Below are 20,191 nucleotides of genomic sequence, written 5' to 3'. Positions count from 1 at the left end.
ACCTGACAAGTGCCGGCACAGAGCGCGCGCGACGCTGGCAGCGCGGTCGGCAAACCGCTATCTTCTGGCCTGACGACGCACTGGAATCTCCCATGGCCACGCTGCCCACTTTCCGCAACGGACACATCGCCCTGCCGCTCGGCATCATCCTGCTGGCCCTGCTGTTCCTGGTTCTGGCTGTCGCTGCTTCACAGCAACGCGATGCCCAGTGGCGCGAGCAGCTGTTCAATGAAGCCCGTCGCGACCTGTCCGCCCTTGAGCAGACCCGGCAGGCCATGCGCGGTGAGGCGCGCATTGCAGTCTACAGTCTCAGCCAGGACCCGGACGTTCTGAGGCTGATCCGGCGCATCAATACCCTGATCAGGGAGCACGGCCGGGCCCATCCGGAGGTGCTGCGCCTGCGCGCCCAGCTGGCCGAAGACCTCGACGGTTTCTGGCAACTGCTGCAGCAGGCCGGTGCCACACAACTGCAGATTCACCTCAGCGAGGACCAAACCACCCTGCTGCGCATGCAGAACCGGAACACCTGGGGAGACCGGGCGCAAACCCACAATACGGCGGGCAGCACCAGAATCCGAAGCGGCCTGACCCTCCATCAGGACGGCGCCCGCGAGAGCGCCAGCGCAAAGCTGTTTGCCGATGACAAACCCGACAGCCCGCTGATCGCCACCCTGGAGGTCGGCTTTCCGGCATTTGCCAATGCGCAAATCGGCCAGAAAGAAGGGCTGGCCCTGCTGATCGATATCCGCAGCGTTGCTCCCGAGACCCTTGGGCATCCGCTGCTGCTGGGGCAAGGCCGCTGGCTGCAGGTAGAACGGCACGGCGCAGCAATGCCGCCCGGCGTAAGCGACGCTCTCGGCACCCTCGACCAGCGAACGCCGGAACGGCTTTACAGCAACAGTGACGGCACCTGGCTGCTGAGCCTGCTGCCACTGGAAGCCGTGGGTGATGGACAGCCGGTTGACGCCCCTGCACCAACTGCTCTGGTGCTCTGGCGTGACATTAGCGCCCAGGCAGCGGCGCACCTGCGGGAACAGCGGCAGCTGGCAGGCAAATGGCTGCTGGCGCTGGTTGCAGCCTGCGCCCTGTTCAGCCTGCTGCAGTTAAGCAGTTACCGGGCGGCACGTCGCCAGGTCCTGCGTCACGCCGACGCCATACGCGAGGAAAGCCAGAAGCGGGAGCACAATCGGCGCCTGCTGGAAATTATTGCCCGCACCCAGTCTGCCTACATCCAGCAGAACCAGATGCCGGCCAGCCTGCATGAGGTGCTGGAGCAGATCCTTGCGCTGACCGGCTATCAGGTCGGCTTGCTCAGCCAGTCCCGGCTTGAACCGGACGGTACACAAACTCTGCAGCTGCAGAGCAGTCTGGACAACCGGCCGCAACCCGGGCCTGCACCGCGCGCCCTGCTTGACGCCATGAACGCTGCCAGCAGCGACCAGCAGGCCAGGCTGATCGCCAGCGACAACCCCGATCTGAAGAACGCGGTATTGCTGCCACTGCTGTACGGCGGAAGGCTGATGGGCATGCTGGCGCTGTGTCATGGGCCGGAGCAACCCGGATCGTCTCTTCTGTCATTTCTGGCGCCGCTGCAGACCAGCCTGGGTCAGCTGCTCAACGCGATGCGCCAGCGTCAGGAGCACGCAACCCTGCAGGAGCGACTGGAGCGCCAGCGGCTCGCGCTGGGCTCGCTCAACCGCATCGCCGCAGACTTTGGCCTGTCTCACCAGGAGCGCCTGAAGCGATTGCTCGACCTGGGCTGTGATTACCTGCAGCTGGAACTGGGGCTGGTCAGCCGGATCAGTGGCAGCGTGTATGAAGTGATCGCTGCCAGCAGCGGCGAGAACAGTCCGGAGAGCGGAGCCTGTTTCGACTTCGAGCAGACCTACTGCAACCTGACCTATCAGCACGACGACGTGCTGGCGATCGACAGCATGGGTAACTCGCGCTTCAACGGACACCCCTGCTACCGGACCTTTGCCCTTGAGTGCTATATCGGCATTGCACTGATCGTTGGCAACCGCCGTTATGGCACGCTGAACTTCTCCGCCTCGGCTCCGCGGGTACGACCGTTCGATGAGGTCGACCTCGATTTCATGCGGCTCTGCGCACGCTGGTGCAGCGGCCTGCTCGAGCAGCAGGCCGAACAGCAGGCCCGCGAAGCGCTGCTGCAGCGCTTCGCCAAACTCAATCAGCACCTGCCCGGCATGGTCTACCAGTACCAGCTGAGCAGCGACGGACACAGCTGGTTTCCCTTCAGCAGCGAGGGCATCGGCAATATCTATGACCTGACACCGGAGCAGGCCGGTATCGATGCCAGGCCGGCCATCGAGCTGATCCATCCGGAGGACCACGACCGGATCGTGGCCGAAATCGGCGAATCCGCCCGCCAGCTCACCGAGTGGCGCTCGGAATACCGCGTTCGCCATCCACGGCTGGGCGAAATCTGGGTCGCAGGCTACGCAAGTCCGGAGCCACTGGCTAACGGCGACATCGTCTGGCATGGCTTCATTGCCGATATCACCACGCGCAAGCACATCGAGCAGCACCTGGCCAGTGAACAGCAAAGGCTGGCGCGTATCATCGACGCTACCGGTGTCGGCAGCTGGGAATGGGACATGACCGCGGAACAACTCGAGGTCAACCCGCGCTGGCTGCAGATGCTGGGTCTTCCGGCAGATAGGCCACAGTCGATTCCGGCGGCCCGCTGGTCAGAACTGATTCATCCGGACGACCGGGAAAGCGCTCGTGCGCAACTGCTGGCCCACCTGCGCGGCGAGACCGACCATCTTCGCTATGTCTGCCGTGCCCGCCATCAGGATGGCCACTGGGTGTGGATCCAGAGCCACGGCCAGGTCTCGCGCCGCGATGCCAGCGGCCGGGCGCTTTGGATGAGCGGCATTCACACCGATATCAGTCAGGAGATGGCAGCTGCCGAGGAGGTCCGCGAAGCCCGTGCCTTCCTGAGCGCCGTGATCGAGGCCTCAACCGAGGTCGCCATCATCGCCGTCAATACCCAAGGTGACATCACCCTGTTCAACACCGGTGCCGAAAAGCTGCTGGGTTACCAGGCTGCGGAAGTGATCGGCCAAATGCCGCCCATACGCTTCCACCTCGCTGCCGAAATAGAACAACGCAGCCAGCAGCTCAGCGCCCGCTACGGAAAACCGATTGATGGCCTGGAAGTGTTTCTCCACGAGGCACGGCAAGGCGGCTCGGAAACCCGCTCCTGGACCTATCGGCGCAAGGATGCTCAGGAACGGCAGGTCAACCTGACCGTCACCCGCATCGCCGACGAGAACGGCGAGGTCGTCGGCTATCTCGGCATGGCCACCGACATAACCGACCTGATCGAGACTACACGTGCCCTGCAACAGAGCGAGTCGCGCTTCCGCGGCATGGTCAGCAACCTGCCCGGCGCGGTGTATCGGCGTCGCCCGGATCTCCGTTTAAGCATGTCGTACCTGAGCAATGAAATCGAGCATATCACCGGCTATCCGGCCAGCGACCTGGTCGACAATCGGCATCGCAGCTATGCCAGCATAGTGCACCCCGATGACCTGGACGCTCTGCTCCAGCGCAGCCATACGTCACCCGGCCAGCCCAGCTTCGAGCACACCTATCGTCTGCTGCACGCCGACGGCCGAATCGTCCAGGTGCGTGACAAGGGCCGCGCCGAGTTCGATGCTGATGGCAACCTGATCGGCTTCGACGGTTTCATCTGGGATGTCACCGACCAGGTGCGGGCAGAGCAGATGAAGGCACAGTTCGTATCCACGGTCAGCCATGAGCTGCGCACCCCGCTGACTGCCATCAGTGGCGCGCTGAAGCTGATCCATGGCGGCGCACTCGGCCCCATACCCGACAACATGCATCGGCTGTTGGGCATCGCTGCGCAAAACAGCGACAACCTGCACAGCCTGATCAATGATCTGCTCGATATGGACAAGCTGACCGCCGGCCAATTGCAGATCCAGTTACAGGATCAGCCCCTGCGCCCCTTGCTCGAACAGGCGCTGGAACTCAATCAGAGCTATGCCGACCAATTCCAGGTAACGCAGTTACTGGATCCGATAGACGACGTGGTAGTCAGCGTTGATCGCCAGCGGCTTGGCCAGATACTGGCCAACCTGCTGTCCAATGCTGCCAAGTTCTCGCGCCCGCAGGGACGCATCTGGCTCGGTGCACAACACCTTGGCGACCAGGTAGAGATCAGCGTGCGCGACGAGGGTATCGGCATTCCATCGAAGGAGCACGAGCGCATCTTCGACAAGTTTTTTCAGGTCGACAGCACCAGCACCCGCAGTCGTACCGGATCGGGGCTCGGCCTGGCCATTACCCGCGAACTGGCACGCCGTATGGCGGGCGACGTAGGTTTTGAATCCAGTGAAGGGGTGGGCTCACGATTTTGGGTTCGACTGCCTTGCAAGAACGCCAATGCACACCGGGAAACTGTCTAGACTGACACATGAACTTTTCTGGCGGAGCCAGCGTGAACAACAGCGATAGCAACGACCAGCAGCGTCTGACTGCCCTGGCACAGCTGCAGATCATGGACACACCCAGAGAGCAGGCCTTCGATGACCTGACGACACTGGCTGCGCGCTGGCTTGATGCCCCGATCGCCCTGATTACGTTGGTTGATAGCCAGCGCCAGTGGTTCAAGAGCCGAGTCGGGCTCGATCTCAGCGAAACGCCGAAGGAGATGGCCTTCTGCGCCCACGCGATCCGCCAACCGACGCTGATGGAGGTGTCCGACGCCACCCGCGATCCACGCTTCGCGGATAACCCACTGGTTACCGGTGACCCGGGCATTCGCTTTTACGCAGGCATGCCGATTGCGAGCCCGCAGGGCGCTCTGCTCGGCACGCTCTGCGTCATTGACCGGCGGCCGCGTACACTCAACGACGAGCAGCGTGACACCCTGCAACGATTGGCCCGCCTGGCCGAGTTTCAGCTGCAGCTGCGACATACGCTGCTGATCAGTCAGGCAGAAGCCCTTGAGCTGATGCACCAGCAGACCCTGAATCAGCGGTTGCTCGACTCGCTCAAGGCTGGCGTAGTCGCCTGCACCGACGACGGCACCCTGACCCTGTTCAATACCACCGCCCAGCAGTGGCATGGCGCCGATATGCTCAACCTGACGCCGGAAGAGTGGGCGCACCACTATGACCTCTACGCTGCCGACGGCCGGACGCCGCTGACCACGGACGATATACCGCTGGTGCGCGCCTGGCAGGGCAAACCGGTCGAGAACGTTGAAATCTGTATCGCCTGTGCCGATCAGCCGTTGCGCCACGTGCTCTGCAGTGGTGGCCTGCTGTATCCCGAACAGGGCGGTCCGGGCGCCGCTATCGTGGTCATGCACGACATTTCCGAGATCCGCCGCGCGAGTAACATGAAAAGCCACTTTCTGGCGACCGTCAGCCACGAACTGCGCACGCCGCTGACTGCCATCAGCGGCGCAGTCGGCCTGCTGCACAGTGGCGCGACCGATCCCCGCTCCGCCGCAGGGGAGCGACTTCTGAGTATCGCCCTGGACAATAGCCAACGGCTCAACGAGCTGATAAACGACCTGCTCGACATGGAAAAGCTGGAAGCCGGCAAGGTGGAACTGCGCGTCGAACCGCTGGCGCTGCGCGCCAGCATTGTTCAGGCGATGGAAAGCAACCGACCCTACGCCGAACGCTTCCAGGTTCACTGGTACATACCCGAGGGGCTGGCTGATATGACGGTTATTGCCGATCAGCGGCGTCTGCTGCAGGTGCTCACCAATTATCTGTCGAACGCCGCCAAGTTCTCGCATGCCGGCGGCTCAATCCGGATCGAGTGGCAGCGGCAGGGTGACTCGGTCATGGTTCGCGTCGTTGATCAGGGGATAGGTATCCCAAGCGAGCAGCAACCGCTGCTGTTCAACAAGTTCAGTCAGCTCGATACAACCGACAAACGTCAGCGCGGCGGAACCGGACTCGGACTGGCCATCTGCAAGGAGTTGATTGAGCGCATGGGAGGCCGGGTAGGCGTGCAATCGGAGGTCGACAAGGGCTCCTGTTTTTGGTTTACCCTGCCGATTGCCGCGCCAGACAATCGACGATAACAAACCAACGCGCCATCACGTTGACATCAGTCAAGGCCGCACCGGCACACAGGACGCATAATAGTATGACGATGATACTGAAACGCATTATGCACATTGAGGATGACCCCTCGATTCAGGAGGTTGCCCGGGTCGCACTGGAGGTAGTAGGCGGCTTTGAGGTACGCAGCTGCGACTCCGGTGCTGACGGCCTTGCTGCCGCTGATGACTTCAGCCCCCAGCTGGTCCTGCTGGACGTCATGATGCCCGGAATGGACGGCCCACAGACCCTGATCGAGCTGCGCAAGCTGCCCTGCATGCAGGGTGTACCGATCGTATTCATGACGGCCAAGGCGCAGACCCAGGAGGTAGCTGCCTACCGGGACCTGGGTGCCGCCGGCGTCATAATCAAACCGTTCGACCCTATGACACTGTCAGATCAGATCCGCGAGATTTGGGAATACAAGCATGCATGAATCAGAACAGCTCGTCGCCCAGCTGGCCGCTCTGGAAGAGCGTTTTCGCCAACGTCTGCACGACGAACTGGATGAGCTGAACCACCTTGCCGATCATCTGCACAGAACCCCTGGCGCATTGCAGGATCTGCGTGACCGTCTGCACAAGCTGGCCGGCTCCGCCGGTACCTTCGGTTATGCAGTCCTCGGTGAGCGTTGCCGGGAACTGGAGCAGCGCGCCCAGGCCGAGCTGGATGCACCGCACCGCTCCAGTGCTGTACTGAATAGCCTGGCAGAGGCAACGCATCACCTGAATCAGCTGCTGGAGCATACCCCTGATGCCAGAACCGAGCATCAGCGCCTCGACACACCGACGACCGATGAGGGTGATCAGCGGCATATCGGCCTGCTGGTGGCAGACGATCAAATGCGCGAGCAACTAGAGCGCACCCTGGGCAGCTTCGGTTACCAGACCAGTTGCTTCGACAATCCGACGACCCTGCATCAAGCCGATCATATCGACGCCATGATTGTCGATACCAGCCCGCCTGGCAGCACACTGCTGCAGGACCCGGTGTTTCGCCAGCGTGATGCCCAATCGCCGCCGCTGCTGGTCATCAGTTCACAGGACAATTTCACCGGTCGCTTGCATGCTGTGCGTGTTGGCGCGATCGGTTTTTTCACCAAACCGGTTGATCTGCCGATGCTTGAGAGCCGCCTGGAACGCTGCTTCAACACGCTCCAGGGCGGGCCGTTCCGGGTGCTGATCATTGATGACGATACCGAGTTGAGCGCTCGCTACGCCTTGGTGCTTAGCAGCGCGGGCATGATGGTCGACACCCTGAGCGATCCGCAACAGTTGCTGGACAAGATGACAGCATTCAGCCCTGAAGTGGTGCTGATGGACCTCAGCATGCCGCAGTACAGCGGTCCGGAGCTGGCGCAGGTGATCCGCCTGAATGACGACTGGCTGCGTGTCCCCATCGTTTACCTGTCAGCAGAGGTCAATGCCGAGCGGCAGATGTCGGCCCTGCTCAAGGCCGGAGACGACTTCATTACCAAGCCGATCAGTGACAGCGCCCTGCTGACGACCGTCTATGCCCGCGCACAGCGCGCCCGCATGGTCAGCGAAGCCTTGGCTCGTGACAGCCTGACCGGCCTGCTGAAACACGCCGACATCAAGGAGCAGGTAGAGATTGAAGCCGAGCGGGCGCTACGCACCCGCTCCCCGTTGACCGTCGCCATGATCGACATTGATCGTTTCAAGTCGGTCAATGACCGATACGGCCATGCCAGCGGCGACAGCGTGATCCGCGCCCTGTCCAACCTGCTGCGCCAGCGCCTGCGCAAGATCGATCGGCTGGGCCGCTATGGCGGCGAGGAGTTTGTTGCCGTGCTGCCAGGCTGCAGTGAAGACGATGCCTTCAGCATACTCGACAGCATTCGTCAGGCCTTCAGCGCCGTACAGTTCAGTTCGACACAGGGAAAGCCGTTCAACTGTACGTTCAGTGCCGGCATCAGCAGCTGCATGGCGCCCGGCTGGAACAACAGCGCCCTGCTGGAGGACGCCGATCGTGCGCTCTATCAGGCCAAGGAATCGGGGCGCGACCGTGTCTGCAAAGCCGGAGTTAGCAGTAATTGAAAGCGATTATCGTCGAGCAAGACCCCTGGATTGCGGAACTGTTGCGTTCCGTCCTGCGCGATCTGGGGGGAATCGAAACACACCTGTTTGACAGTGCTGTCAGCGCCATCAACCACCTGCGCAGCGACCGCGTTGATCTGCTGATCACCGATCTGCAGCTCAGTGACCGCAGTGGCCTGGATCTGGCCCGCGAGGTCGCACGCCGCGCCCCACGCAGTCTGCGCGTGCTGGTCACCGCCAGCATCGACCGTCAGCTGGTGCTGGACGCGCGCAGCGTCGGCATAGCTGATCTGATCGCCAAGCCGTTCAAGCTGGATGAACTGCGCCGGCGACTGGCTCGGTTACTGCAGCGGGATCAGGAGGGAAGCGCCGCAGCGGGCAATATCGGTGATCTGGACGGCTTTCTGCAGGCGCGTCTCAAGCAGCCGATTCGGCTGGCCTGGACCAGCCCCGAGCGCCAGCAGGAGGCTGCCGTATTACCACAGCAAACCAATCGGGCCGATTACCTGACACTCGCACGCAACGAGCCGCTGCTGGCCCTGGTCAGTATCAATCGTGCCAACCGCGAAGGCCTGCTGCGCGGCCGTGAGGGCACCTGTGTCAGCCTGAGTGAGGCCTATGAGTGGCTTGGCAGCCATACCTGCGCTGACCTGGCCAGGCGGCTTTCACGCGCCCGCATCGCACTGGAGCATCCGCTGCTGCAACGTCTGGCCGCCGGCTTCATGGCCGAACGTGAAGCCCTCTCCGATGCCCTGAAACGTCTGAGCGCACACCAGTCGATCGCCGCCGGCCCGCTGGATACCGCTGTGAACTTCTGCCGCCTAGGCGAAATGGCAGTGATCTGCGCCATTCAGCACTACCTGAACTACGGCCAGCAGGCCGATGACGAAACCATCAAGCAGATGGTCAGTGACTATGCCGCGCCCTTCGGCAATCAGATCAAGACCCAGCAGCAACTGCCGTTCCTGCTGCGCGAGTTGACCGGTTCGCTGTTTCAGTTGCCCCAGAACGGCCTGCGCAAGGATCGCATCCTGATGCGCATCGCGGCGCTGGAAACCGGCTTCGCCAAGCCCGACCCGAGCCAGCTGCAGCAATTGCTCAGGTTGATCGGCCGCGACCGGGTCGAGGTAAGCTAACCCACCAATGCCATCAAAGCGCGGGTCAGACTTTCGGCGGGCTCGGCGCGGCAACCGGTTACGTTCTGCCCGGCCCACAACGGCGAGAAATCACCGCTCCCAGCTTTCTCTGCCGCCGCGCGCAGCGGCGTAATCGCCGTGCCGGCCAGCGGGAAGGGCGGCGGCAGATCACTCATGGGGCCCAGCTCACGCATCACCCGATTGACGATGCCCCGCGCGGCGCCGCCGGAGAACAGGTTGGTCAACGCCGTGTGCTGCGCCGCTTCACTCTGCAACGCTGCCCGGTGCAGTGCGCTGGTGGTCGCCTCCGGGCAGAGCAGGTAGGCGGTGCCAATTTGCACCCCGGAAGCGCCCAGCGCCATAGCCGCGGCCACACCGTGCGCGTCGGCAATGCCACCGGCCGCAATCACCGGAATATCCAGCGCCGCCACCAGCTGCGGTAACAGCACGAAGGTGCCCATCTGCAGGCTCAGATCGGTCGACAGAAAATGTCCGCGATGGCCACCCGCTTCCAGCCCCTGGGCAATCACCGCGTCAGCGCCATTGGTCTGCAGCCAAAGGCCTTCGGTTACGGTGGTGGCGGTGGACACCACCTTGCCGCCCCAGCCCTTGATCTGCTCGATCATCGCCGGCTCAGGCAGGCCAAAGTGAAAGCTCACCACAGGCGGACGGTACGCGCTGATCAGCTCCAGCGTCTCGGCATCAAACGGGCGGCGACCGGCACCGGGTTGAATGCTGTCGATATCCAGCCCGAACTCGGCGTAGTAGGGCGCCAGTGCGGCGCGCCAGCCTTGCTCCCGTGCCTCATCCGCAGCCGGTGTCTGGTGGGCAAAGAAATTAAGACTCCAGGGGCCTGCCGCCTCGCGCTGCAACACCTCCAGTTCCGCGCGCAGCGCATCGGCACCCAGCATGGCGCATGGCAACGAGCCCAGCCCACCCGCGCGGCACACCGCCAGCACCAGCGCGCTATTCTGTACACCTGCCATCGGCGCCTGAATCAGCGGCAGTTCGGTTCCCAGCAGATCGGTCAGTGTCATCCAGCGTGCTCCATCTTGCGGTGAGTGGCGCCGCAAACCATAGCACGCCGGAGGATCAAGCTCCTGCCCGACCAGCCCACGCTGCTGCATGCGCATGGCCGAGTTGGAACTCGGCCTTCCCGGTTAATACTGCAAGTTGGGCAAATCGCGAAACAGATCCAGCGCCTCGGGGTTGGCCAGCGCGTCGGTGTTCTTCACCGGCAGACCGTGCACCACATTGCGCACCGCCAACTCGACGATCTTGCCGCTGCGGGTGCGCGGGATGTCGCTGACCGCGATGATCTTCGCCGGCACATGGCGCGGGGTGGCGTTGGCGCGGATAACCTGGCGGATCTCGGCCTCCAGTGCCGCATCCAGCGTCACGCCGTCACGCAGGCGCACAAACAGCACCACGCGCACATCGCCCTGCCACTGCTGGCCGATGGCGAGCGACTCCAGCACCGCTTCGACCTTCTCCACCTGCCGGTAGATTTCCGCGGTGCCGATGCGCACCCCGCCGGGGTTGAGCACCGCATCCGAGCGGCCATGGATGATCAGCCCGCCGTGCGGGGTCTCTTCGGCGTAATCGCCATGCGCCCAGACGCCGGGGAAGCGCTCGAAGTAGGCAGCGCGGAAGCGGCTGCCGTCCTCATCCTTCCAGAAGCCCAGCGGCATCGACGGGAAGGGTTTGCTGCAGACCAGCTCGCCCTTGCCTTCACTCAGCCGCTGCCCTTCGTCATCCCACACCTCAACCGCCATGCCGAGGCCCTTGCACTGCAGTTCGCCACGCCAGACCGGCGCGGTCGGATTGCCTAGAGCGAAACAGGAGACGATGTCGGTGCCGCCGGAGATCGACGACAGGCACAGATCCGGTTTGAAGCAGCGGTAGACGTAATCAAAGCCCTCGTGCGCCAGCGGTGAACCGGTCGACAGCACCGCCTTCAGGCGGCTCAGCTGATGGCTGCGATTCGGCTCGACCCCGGCCTTTTCCAGCGCGGCCAGATACTTGGCGCTGGTGCCGAATACGCTGATGTTCTCGGCGTCGATCAGGTCGATCAGTCGCTCGGCAGAGGGCTCGAACGGCGAGCCGTCGTAGAGCACCAGCGTTGCGCCCAGTGCCAGCCCGGAGACCAGCCAGTTCCACATCATCCAGCCGCAGGTGGTGAAGTAGAACAGCACGTCCTCGCTGCCCAGATCGGTGTGCAGGCCGTGCTCCTTGAGGTGCTGCAGCAGGGTACCACCGGCACCGTGAACGATGCACTTGGGCACCCCGGTGGTGCCGCTGGAATACAGAATGTAGAGCGGCTGGGCAAAGGGCAGGGCGGTGAACGCCGGGCTGCCGGCTGGCTGGCTGACGTCGTCCCAGTGGGCGGTCGAGACCACCGAGGCAAACTCGGCCAGACACGGCTCCACGCCGCCATAGGGCACCAGAATCAGCTGCTGCAGGCCGCCCAGTTGCGGCAGGATTTCCGCCAGCTTGCTGCTCATATCCAATTGCTTTCCGGCGTAGCGGTAACCGCTGCAGGCGATCAGCACCCGCGGCTCGATCTGGCCGAAGCGGTCGACCACGCCCTGCGCGCCAAAGTCCGGCGAGCAGGAGGACCAGACCGCGCCGATGCTCGCCGCCGCCAGCATGCCGACCACGGCCTGCCAGGTATTGGGCATCAGCGCCGCGACCCGATCACCCGGCTGCACACCGAGCTTCAGCAGGTGCTGCTGCAACCCGGCCACCCGCGCGGCCAGCTCGGCGTAGCTGAGCTGTTCACGCTGGCCGTCTTCGCTGAGCGCAATCAGCGCCGGATGGTCGTCGCGGCGGCGCAGCAGGTGGGCGGCAAAATTCAGCTCGGCACCGGCAAACCACTGCGCGCCGGGCATGGCATCCGGGTTATCCAGCACCCGCTGCGGCGGGGTGCTGAAGTCCACCGCAAAGAAGTCGGCTACCGCCTGCCAAAACGCGTCAACCGCGCTGACGCTCCACGCATGCAACGCCGCGTAATCGGCCAGCGTCAGCCCATGCCGTTGATTGATAAAGCGCCGGAAGGCATCCATTTGGGTCGCCGCAACGCGCTCAGCCGAGGGAGACCACAGCGGCGTACTCATGCCTGCTCCCGCGCCAGCAACGCCCGCGCCACGCGCGAGCCGTTGGTTTTGCCGAGCACATTGCAGATGTGCTGCCCAGCCTGCACCAGCGCCGCCATGTCCACACCCGTTTCGATACCCAGCCCATTAAGCAGGTAGAGCACGTCTTCGCTGGCGACGTTACCGGTCGCGCCCTTGGCATACGGGCAACCGCCCAGCCCGGCGACCGAGCTGTCGAACACCGCCACGCCTTCCAGCAGGCTGGCGTGGATATTCGCCAGCGCCTGCCCGTAGGTATCGTGAAAATGCCCGGCCAGCAGGCGGCGGTCGATATCCCGGCCAACCACCTCGATCAGCCGCCGGGTATCACCCGCGGTGCCGACGCCGATGGTGTCGCCGAGCGAGACCTCGTAGCAGCCGCTGTCGAGCAGCTCACGGGCAATCGCCGCGACCTGCTCCGGTGCGACGTCACCGTCAATCGGGCAACCCAGCACACAGGAGATATAACCGCGCACCCGCACGCCGTGCTCCTTGGCCGCGGCCATGATCGGCTCAAAGCGCTGCAGGCTCTCGGCAATCGAGCAGTTGATGTTCTTTTGCGAGAACCCCTCGCTGGCGGCGGCAAACACCGCCACTTCCTTCACCCCGGCTTCCAGTGCGCCCTCAAAGCCCTTGAGGTTCGGCGCCAGCGCCGCGTAGGTCACGCCGGGCTTTTGCTGGATAGCGGCAAACACCTCGGCCGAGCCGGCCATCTGCGGCACCCACTTGGGCGAGACGAAGCTGCCAACCTCGATATAGCTCAGACCGGCAGCGCTCAGGTCATCGACCATACGTACCTTGTCGGCGACGCTGATCGGTTGTTTCTCATTTTGCAGGCCATCGCGCGGGCCCACTTCGACCAGACGCACCTGTTGCGGCATGCTCATGCCGTTGCCTCCTCAGCAAGCGGTTGCAGCGCCACCAGCACCCGGCCTTCGTCAACCAGATCGCCTTCGGCGCAGTGAACGGCCGTGACCTCACCGGCCTCGGCAGCGCGAATACTGTGCTCCATTTTCATTGCCTCGACCACCACCAGCAACTCGCCAGCGGCGACCTGCTGACCCGGCTCGACCAGCACCCGCACCACGCTGCCGTTCATCGGCGCGCTCAAGCCGCCGTGGCCGTGTTGCCGGGCCTCTACCTCGCTGATCGGGTCTACCTGCGTGACCCGTTGCAGCTGCCCGTTCCACTCGACAAACAGCCACTGACCGCGGCGTTGCACGGCGTGGCGACGCTCCTCAACCAGCAGCTGATCGCCCTGCAGGCTGACGCCCGTGGCAGGCAAGGCACGGGCCTCGGCCTCGCCACAGCGCAGATGCAGGCGCTGCTCGCCGGCCAGTCCGAGGCGCAACCCGGAGGCGCTGGCCCAGGGGCTGTGCGGGTCATCAGCGCGCCTGGCCGCGGGCTGGGTCAGCAACCAGGCGCGGGCCGCCAGCGCCCAGAAGGCGTCGGGCAGCGGGGCCGGTGCAGGCAACAGAACGTCGGTATGACGCGCGATGAAACCGGTATCCAGCTCGGCGGCGGCAAAGGCCGGATGCGCCAGCACCCGACGCAGGAAGGCGAGGTTGCTGTGCAGCCCGCCCAGCTGCTGCTCGGCCAGCATTGCCAGCAGACGGCGGCGGGCGGTTTCCCGGTCTTCGCCCCAGGCGATCAGCTTGCTCAGCATCGGGTCATAGAACGGCGAGATGCGGTCACCCTCGACCACCCCGCTGTCGACCCGCCGCCCAGCGCCCGCCGCCGGTTCGCGGTAGAGCGTCAGCTCGCCGCTGGCGGGCAGAAAATCCTGCTCCGGGTCTTCGGCGTAGAGCCGCACTTCGATGGCGTGGCCGCGCAGCACAATCTCCTCTTGGGTGAGGGGCAGCGGCTGGCCTTGAGCGACACGCAGCTGCCAGGCGACCAGATCCTGCCCGGTGATCAGCTCAGTCACCGGGTGCTCGACCTGCAGGCGGGTGTTCATCTCCATAAAGAAGAAGTCGCCGCGGGCGTCGAGCAGAAACTCCACGGTTCCGGCGCCCACGTAGCCAATGGCGCATGCGGCGGTGACCGCCGCCTCGCCCATGGCGCGGCGCAGCTCGGGCGACAGGCCGGGTGCGGGCGCTTCTTCCACCACCTTCTGGTGGCGGCGCTGGATCGAACAGTCGCGCTCGGCCAGATACACCGCGTTGCCGTGCTGGTCGGCAAACACCTGAATCTCGACGTGGCGCGGCTGCAGCACGTATTTCTCGACCAGCATGCGCGCATCGCCAAAGGCCGCCTGCGCTTCACGCTGGGCGGAGGACAGCGCCTCGCTCAGCTCCGCTTCCGATTCGACTACCTTCATGCCCTTGCCGCCGCCGCCAGCCGCTGCCTTGAGCAGCACCGGATAGCCGATCTTGGCGGCCTCGGCACGGAAGGTCTCCAGCGCCTGATCGGCGCCGTGATACCCGGGCACCAGCGGCACCCCGGCGGCCTCCATCAGCGCCTTGGCCGCCGACTTGCTGCCCATGGCGTCAATCGCGCTGGCCGGCGGGCCGACGAAGATCAACCCGGCGGCGGCCACCGCGCGGGCAAAGTCGGCGTTCTCGGAGAGAAAGCCGTAACCCGGGTGAATCGCATTGGCGCCGGCGGCTTTGGCCGCGGCGATGATCGCCTCGACCTTGAGGTAACTGTCGCTCGGGCGGGCGCCGCCGAGGTTGACCGCCTGGTCGGCGCTGCGCACGTGCAGGGCGTCGCGGTCGGTATCGCTGTGCACCGCCACGGTAGCGATACCCAGCTCGCGCGCGGTGCGCATGATGCGGCAGGCAATCTCGCCGCGGTTGGCAATCAGCAGGGAATCAATCATGGCTCGCGCACCAGTCGGGTTGGCGTTTTTCCAGGAAGGCCGACAGGCCCTCCTGACCTTCGGGGCTGATCCGCACCCGGGCAATCGCTGCCTCGGTGTAGCGGCGCAGCGGCGTGCTCATGGCACCCAGCCCAACCTCCTGCAGCAGCGCCTTGGTGGCCATCATCGCCTGCGGACCGTTCTGCAGCAGGTTGGCGACCCACTGATCGAGCGCCGCCTCCAGCTCGGCCGCCGGATAACACTCGGCCAGCAGCCCCAGGTCGCGGGCGCGCAGGCCGTCAAAGCGTTCGGCGGTCAGCGCGTAGCGACGGGTGGCGCGGGCACCAATGGCCTGGGTGACGTACGGGCTGATCACCGCCGGCAGCAGGCCGATGCGCACCTCCGACAGGCTGAACAGCGCGTCCTCCGCGCCAATCGCCATATCGCAACAACTGATCAACCCGAGTGCGCCACCAAAGGCCGCGCCCTGTACCACCGCCAGCGTCGGCACCTTGAGCTGCGCCAGCGAGGCCATCAGCTGCGCCAGCTCGCGGGCGTCGTCCAGATTGGCGTTGTAATCCAGCGCCGCGCAGTCGCGCATCCAGGCCAGATCGGCACCGGCAGAGAAGTGCTTGCCACGCCCCCGCAGCAGCATAAAGCGCACCGCCGGGTTAGCCGCCACCGCATCCAGGGCGTCCAGCAGCTCGCGGATCATCTGCGCGTTGAAGGCGTTGTTCTTGCTTGCGCGAGCAAGCCAGAGCGTCGCCACACCATCTTCGCGGAATTCGAGTTCTATGGTTTCGTAAGCATTCATGTTGTTTTCTCGATTGGTGGCTGGCGCGCTCTTGCTCGCGCAGCTGCAAGCCGCAAGCGGCAAGCTGTCCGTGCAGCCCAAATGCTCGTTTCCTAACCCAAGCCAACGCAGGGCTTTCTAAAGCGCAAAAGCCAGAAGCGGACTCGGTCAGCTTGCTGCTTGTAGCTTGCAGCTTGCCGCTGATGTGCGCCGCTACATCCGGAAAACACCGAACGTGCTAGCCGGTATAGGCGCCCCCAACGCCGCCGATATCGCCAACCCCAGCACATCCCTCGTCTGCGCCGGGTCGATCAAGCCGTCATCCCACAGGCGGGCGCTGGCGTAGTAGGGGTGGCCCTGACGTTCGTACTGATCGAGGATCGGACGGCGCAGGGCCTCGGCCTGCTCGGCGCTGAACTGCTCGCCACTACGCTCGGCCTGCTCCTGCTTGACCTGCACCAGCACGCCCGCGGCCTGTTCTGCGCCCATCACCGAGATGCGCGCATTCGGCCACATCCACAAAAAACGTGGATCGTAAGCCCGGCCACACATGCCGTAGTTTCCGGCGCCAAAGCTGCCGCCGATAATCACCGTGAACTTGGGTACCCGGGCACAGGCCACCGCGGTGACCAGCTTGGCGCCGTGCTTGGCGATGCCGCCTTCCTCGTACTTCTTGCCGACCATAAAACCGGTGATGTTCTGCAGGAACAGCAGCGGAATGCCGCGCTGGCAGGCCAGTTCGATAAAGTGTGCGCCCTTCTGCGCGGCCTCGGAAAACAGGATGCCGTTGTTGGCCAGAATCGCCACCGGATAGCCGTGCAGGTGCGCAAACCCGCACACCAGCGTGGTGCCGAACAGCGCCTTGAACTCATCGAACGCGCTGTCGTCGACCAGCCGCGCAATCACCTCGCGCACGTCGAACGGCTGCTTGCTGTCGGCCGGAATCACCCCGTACAGCTCCTCCACCGGATAGCGCGGCGGCAGCACCGGGCGGCAGTTCAGCTCACCCTGCTTGTGCCAGTTCAGATTGGCGATGCAGCGGCGGGCGAGGGCCAGGGCGTGTTCGTCGTTCTCGGCGTAATGGTCGGCCACGCCCGAGGTGCGGCAATGCACATCCGCGCCGCCCAGCGCCTCGGCGCTGACCACCTCGCCGGTCGCCGCCTTCACCAGCGGCGGCCCGGCGAGGAAGATGGTCGCCTGTTCGCGCACCATGATGGTCTCGTCGGCCATCGCCGGCACGTAAGCGCCGCCGGCGGTGCAGGAGCCCATCACCACGGCGATCTGCGGAATGCCCGCTGCGCTCATATTGGCCTGATTGAAGAAGATGCGGCCGAAGTGCTCACGGTCCGGAAACACCTCGTCCTGACGTGGCAGGTTGGCGCCGCCCGAATCGACCAGATAGACGCAGGGCAGACGGTTCTCGCGGGCGATGGTCTGCGCCCGCAGGTGCTTCTTGACGCTCAGCGGATAGTAGGAACCACCCTTAACCGTGGCGTCATTGGCGATGATCATGCACTCAACGCCTTCGATTCTGCCAATCCCTGCAATCACCCCGGCCGCCGGAACCGACTCGCCATAGACCTCATGGGCAGCCAACTGGCCGATCTCCAGAAAGGCCGAACCCGGATCGAGCAGCGCATCCACCCGCTGACGCGGCAACAGCTTGCCCCGCGCCAGATGCCGCGCATTAGCCGCCTCGCCCCCGCCCTCGGCAATGGCGGCAAGCAGGGCTTGCAGCTCGCTGACCAGGGAGCGCATGGCCGTTGCGTTGGCCGCGTATTCCGGTGAGGTGGGGGTGATCTGGGTTGGTAGAATGCTCATTGCACGCGCTCCCTGGCCAGCTGCAAGCCACAAGCTACAAGCTGCAAGCTGATCGCGGTCACTCCACTATTTTTGCCAGACGGAACTTCGGCACCCTCGTCGACTAGATGCTCCCAACCCCGAGGCATCTCCGTGCTGCTTGCCGCTTGCCGCTTACAGGGGGCGGCCATCCGTCTTGCCGCTGCCTCACCGCGTCTCATTAAACAACTCCCGTCCAATCAACATCCGTCGAATCTCGCTGGTGCCGGCGCCAATCTCGTACAGCTTGGCGTCGCGCAGCAGGCGGCCGGTGGGGTAGTCGTTGATGTAGCCGTTGCCGCCGAGAATCTGGATCGCGTCCAGCGCCATCTGGGTAGCGGCCTCGGCGGTGTAGAGAATCACCCCGGCGGCGTCCTTGCGGGTGGTCTCGCCACGGTCGCAGGCCTGTGCCACGGCGTAGAGGTAAGCGCGGCTGGCGTTGAGTTGGGTGTACATGTCGGCGACCTTGCCCTGGATCAGCTGGAACTCACCGATGCTCTGGCCGAACTGCTGACGATCGTGGATATAGGGCACCACCACGTCCATGCAGCTCTGCATGATCCCGGTCGGGCCGCCGGAGAGCACCACGCGCTCGTAATCCAGCCCGCTCATCAACACCTTCACGCCGCCGTTGTACTGGCCGAGGATGTTCTCCACCGGCACCTCGACGTTGTTGAACACCAGCTCACAGGTGTTCGAGCCGCGCATGCCCAGCTTGTCCAGCTTGGGGCTGCGGGAGAAGCCGGCCCAATCGCGCTCGACGATAAAGGCGGTGATGCCGTGCGACCCTTTTTCCGGCTCGGTCTTGGCGTAAATGACGTAAACGTGTGCGTCCGGGCCGTTGGTGATCCACATCTTGCTGCCATTGAGCACGAAGTGGTCACCCTTGCGCTCCGCCCGCAGCTTCATGCTGACCACATCGGAACCGGCATTCGGCTCACTCATCGCCAGCGCCCCGATATGCTCACCGCTGATCAGCTTGGGCAGGTATTTTGCCTTCTGCTCCGGCGTGCCGTTGCGGTTGATCTGATTCACGCACAGATTGGAATGCGCCCCGTAGGACAAGCCCACCGACGCCGATCCACGGCTGATCTCCTCCATCGCCACCACATGCGCCAGATACCCCAGCCCCGAGCCGCCGTACTCCTCAGGCACGGTAATGCCCAGCAGCCCCATGTCACCAAAGCGCCGCCACATGTCCTGCGGAAACTGATTCTCCCGGTCGATCTCCGCCGCCCGCGGCGCCAGCTCGGCATCAACCAGATTGCGGGTCTGCTCGCGCAGCATCTCGATGGTCTCGCCAAGACCGAAGTTCAGCGATGGGTAATGCATGGGGTCACCTGTGTTTATTGTTGTTGGTGCATCAGTGTTGTTTTCCAGGGCAGGCCACGCCCGTGATGGTCAGCGCCCAGCCAGCTCCATATGCAATAGCGGATAGGGCTTGCCCTGCCCATCGACCGGTGAGCGGCTGACCACCGCAAAGCCAACGTGCTCATAGAAGCCCAACGCCTGCACGTTCTGTTCGTTCACATCCACCTTGGTGGCGCCCTGATGTTCAATCGCGTACGTGGTCAAACGCGCGCCCACGCCCTGCCCACGGGCTTCGGGGGCGATAAACAGCATCTCGATATTGCCGTCGCTGACGCCGCAAAAGCCCTGCAACTCGCCATCGCTGCCCTTGGCGGCACGCAGATCCACCGCAGCAAAATACTGCTCCAGAATTAGCGGCTTCAGCTCCAGCAGATCAGCCTCGGCCAGAAAGTCATGGGTAGCGCGCACCGACGCCTCCCAGATGGTCAGGAGCTGCGGATACTGCGATTGATCGACGGTTTCTATATGCACGATTCACTCAAAAAGGGGGGTACGGTTGGCGTTAATTCGTTTGCTCCAGCGCCGTTCGACAGCGCTCCTCCGCGGTATCCAGCTCGATCTGCATCTGCTCGATATCCAGCAACTGCTGCGCCAGCTGCGCACGGCGCTGGGTGATCTTGTCCAGGAAGGTCTCCAGCTGCTTGCGATTACCGTGGCCCGGGTCGTACAGCTCAATCAGCTCCCGACACTCCGCCAGCGAAAACCCAATGCGCTTACCACGCAAAATCAGCTTCAGAATCACCTTGTCCCGAGGGCTATAAACCCGCTCCTGCCCGCGACGCTCGGGGCTGAGCATGTTCTGCTCCTCATAAAAACGAATCGCCCGCGTGGTGATATCCAGCTCACGGGCGAGGTCGGAAATGCTGTAGGTCTGGGTCATGGAGCGGCAGCTTGGGTTGCTTTACGTTAACGTAAAGGTAAGCTGGTGGACGCTGGGGCGTCAAG

The 20,191-nt window shown here is 64.0% G+C and carries 14 protein-coding genes; 5 read left to right on the top strand and 9 right to left on the bottom strand.

Features of this window, described 5'->3' with window-relative positions; translation table 11 throughout:
• The first annotated feature begins 92 nt into the window (after positions 1–92).
• The 5 genes from B7O88_RS16515 (at position 93) to B7O88_RS16495 (ending at position 9,309) form a co-directional block, all read left to right on the top strand.
• A complete protein-coding gene (locus B7O88_RS16515; protein ID WP_088277687.1) occupies positions 93–4,460 on the top strand; it encodes a PAS domain-containing protein in 4,368 nt (1,455 codons plus the stop codon).
• 32 nt (positions 4,461–4,492) lie between these two features.
• Complete coding sequence (locus B7O88_RS16510; protein ID WP_328587514.1) at positions 4,493–6,097, top strand: ATP-binding protein; 1,605 nt, start codon at positions 4,493–4,495, stop codon at positions 6,095–6,097.
• Between the two features lie 65 nt (positions 6,098–6,162).
• Positions 6,163–6,552, top strand: a complete 390-nt coding sequence (locus B7O88_RS16505; protein ID WP_088277683.1) for a response regulator — start codon at positions 6,163–6,165, stop codon at positions 6,550–6,552.
• Entirely contained in the window at positions 6,545–8,173 is a 1,629-nt protein-coding gene (locus B7O88_RS16500; protein ID WP_088277681.1) for a diguanylate cyclase, read from the top strand. The genes B7O88_RS16505 and B7O88_RS16500 overlap by 8 nt, the downstream gene beginning before the upstream one ends.
• Positions 8,170–9,309, top strand: a complete 1,140-nt coding sequence (locus tag B7O88_RS16495; protein WP_088277679.1) for a response regulator — start codon at positions 8,170–8,172, stop codon at positions 9,307–9,309. The genes B7O88_RS16500 and B7O88_RS16495 overlap by 4 nt, the downstream gene beginning before the upstream one ends.
• On the opposite strand, the gene B7O88_RS16490 is transcribed toward B7O88_RS16495, so the two are convergent.
• The 9 genes from B7O88_RS16490 to B7O88_RS16445 form a co-directional block, all read right to left on the bottom strand.
• A complete protein-coding gene (locus B7O88_RS16490) occupies positions 9,306–10,346 on the bottom strand; it encodes an NAD(P)H-dependent flavin oxidoreductase (protein ID WP_088277677.1) in 1,041 nt (346 codons plus the stop codon). The two genes, B7O88_RS16495 and B7O88_RS16490, sit on opposite strands and share 4 nt — an antisense overlap.
• A 123-nt stretch (positions 10,347–10,469) precedes the next feature.
• Entirely contained in the window at positions 10,470–12,425 is a 1,956-nt protein-coding gene (locus B7O88_RS16485) for an acetoacetate--CoA ligase (protein WP_088277675.1), read from the bottom strand.
• Positions 12,422–13,330, bottom strand: a complete 909-nt coding sequence (locus tag B7O88_RS16480) for a hydroxymethylglutaryl-CoA lyase (RefSeq protein WP_088277673.1) — start codon at positions 13,328–13,330, stop codon at positions 12,422–12,424. Before B7O88_RS16480 ends, B7O88_RS16485 begins: the two co-directional genes overlap by 4 nt.
• Positions 13,327–15,264 carry an acetyl/propionyl/methylcrotonyl-CoA carboxylase subunit alpha gene (locus B7O88_RS16475; RefSeq protein ID WP_088277671.1) on the bottom strand — a complete coding sequence of 646 codons (1,938 nt, stop codon included), beginning with the start codon at positions 15,262–15,264 and terminating at the stop codon, positions 13,327–13,329. The genes B7O88_RS16480 and B7O88_RS16475 overlap by 4 nt, the downstream gene beginning before the upstream one ends.
• On the bottom strand, positions 15,257–16,057 hold the full coding sequence (locus B7O88_RS16470) for a gamma-carboxygeranoyl-CoA hydratase (protein ID WP_088277669.1): 801 nt from the start codon (positions 16,055–16,057) through the stop codon (positions 15,257–15,259). The genes B7O88_RS16475 and B7O88_RS16470 overlap by 8 nt, the downstream gene beginning before the upstream one ends.
• Before the next feature lie 192 nt (positions 16,058–16,249).
• Positions 16,250–17,857, bottom strand: a complete 1,608-nt coding sequence (locus B7O88_RS16465) for a carboxyl transferase domain-containing protein (protein ID WP_088277667.1) — start codon at positions 17,855–17,857, stop codon at positions 16,250–16,252.
• A 186-nt stretch (positions 17,858–18,043) separates the two neighbouring features.
• Positions 18,044–19,207 carry an isovaleryl-CoA dehydrogenase gene (locus B7O88_RS16455; protein WP_088277663.1) on the bottom strand — a complete coding sequence of 388 codons (1,164 nt, stop codon included), beginning with the start codon at positions 19,205–19,207 and terminating at the stop codon, positions 18,044–18,046.
• Between the two features lie 69 nt (positions 19,208–19,276).
• Positions 19,277–19,717 (bottom strand): GNAT family N-acetyltransferase, encoded by a 441-nt coding sequence (locus B7O88_RS16450; RefSeq protein WP_088277661.1) that lies wholly within the window; start codon positions 19,715–19,717, stop codon positions 19,277–19,279.
• Positions 19,718–19,748: 31 nt separating this feature from the next.
• The gene (locus B7O88_RS16445; protein WP_088277659.1) at positions 19,749–20,126 is read right to left on the bottom strand and encodes a MerR family transcriptional regulator; all 378 of its coding nucleotides are present in this window, start codon (positions 20,124–20,126) and stop codon (positions 19,749–19,751) included.
• Positions 20,127–20,191: the final 65 nt, after the last annotated feature.

The sequence above is a fragment of the Halopseudomonas aestusnigri genome (assembly GCF_002197985.1).
Taxonomy (GTDB): Bacteria; Pseudomonadota; Gammaproteobacteria; order Pseudomonadales; family Pseudomonadaceae; genus Halopseudomonas; species Halopseudomonas aestusnigri.
This window is presented reverse-complemented; position numbering and strand designations above follow the sequence as displayed.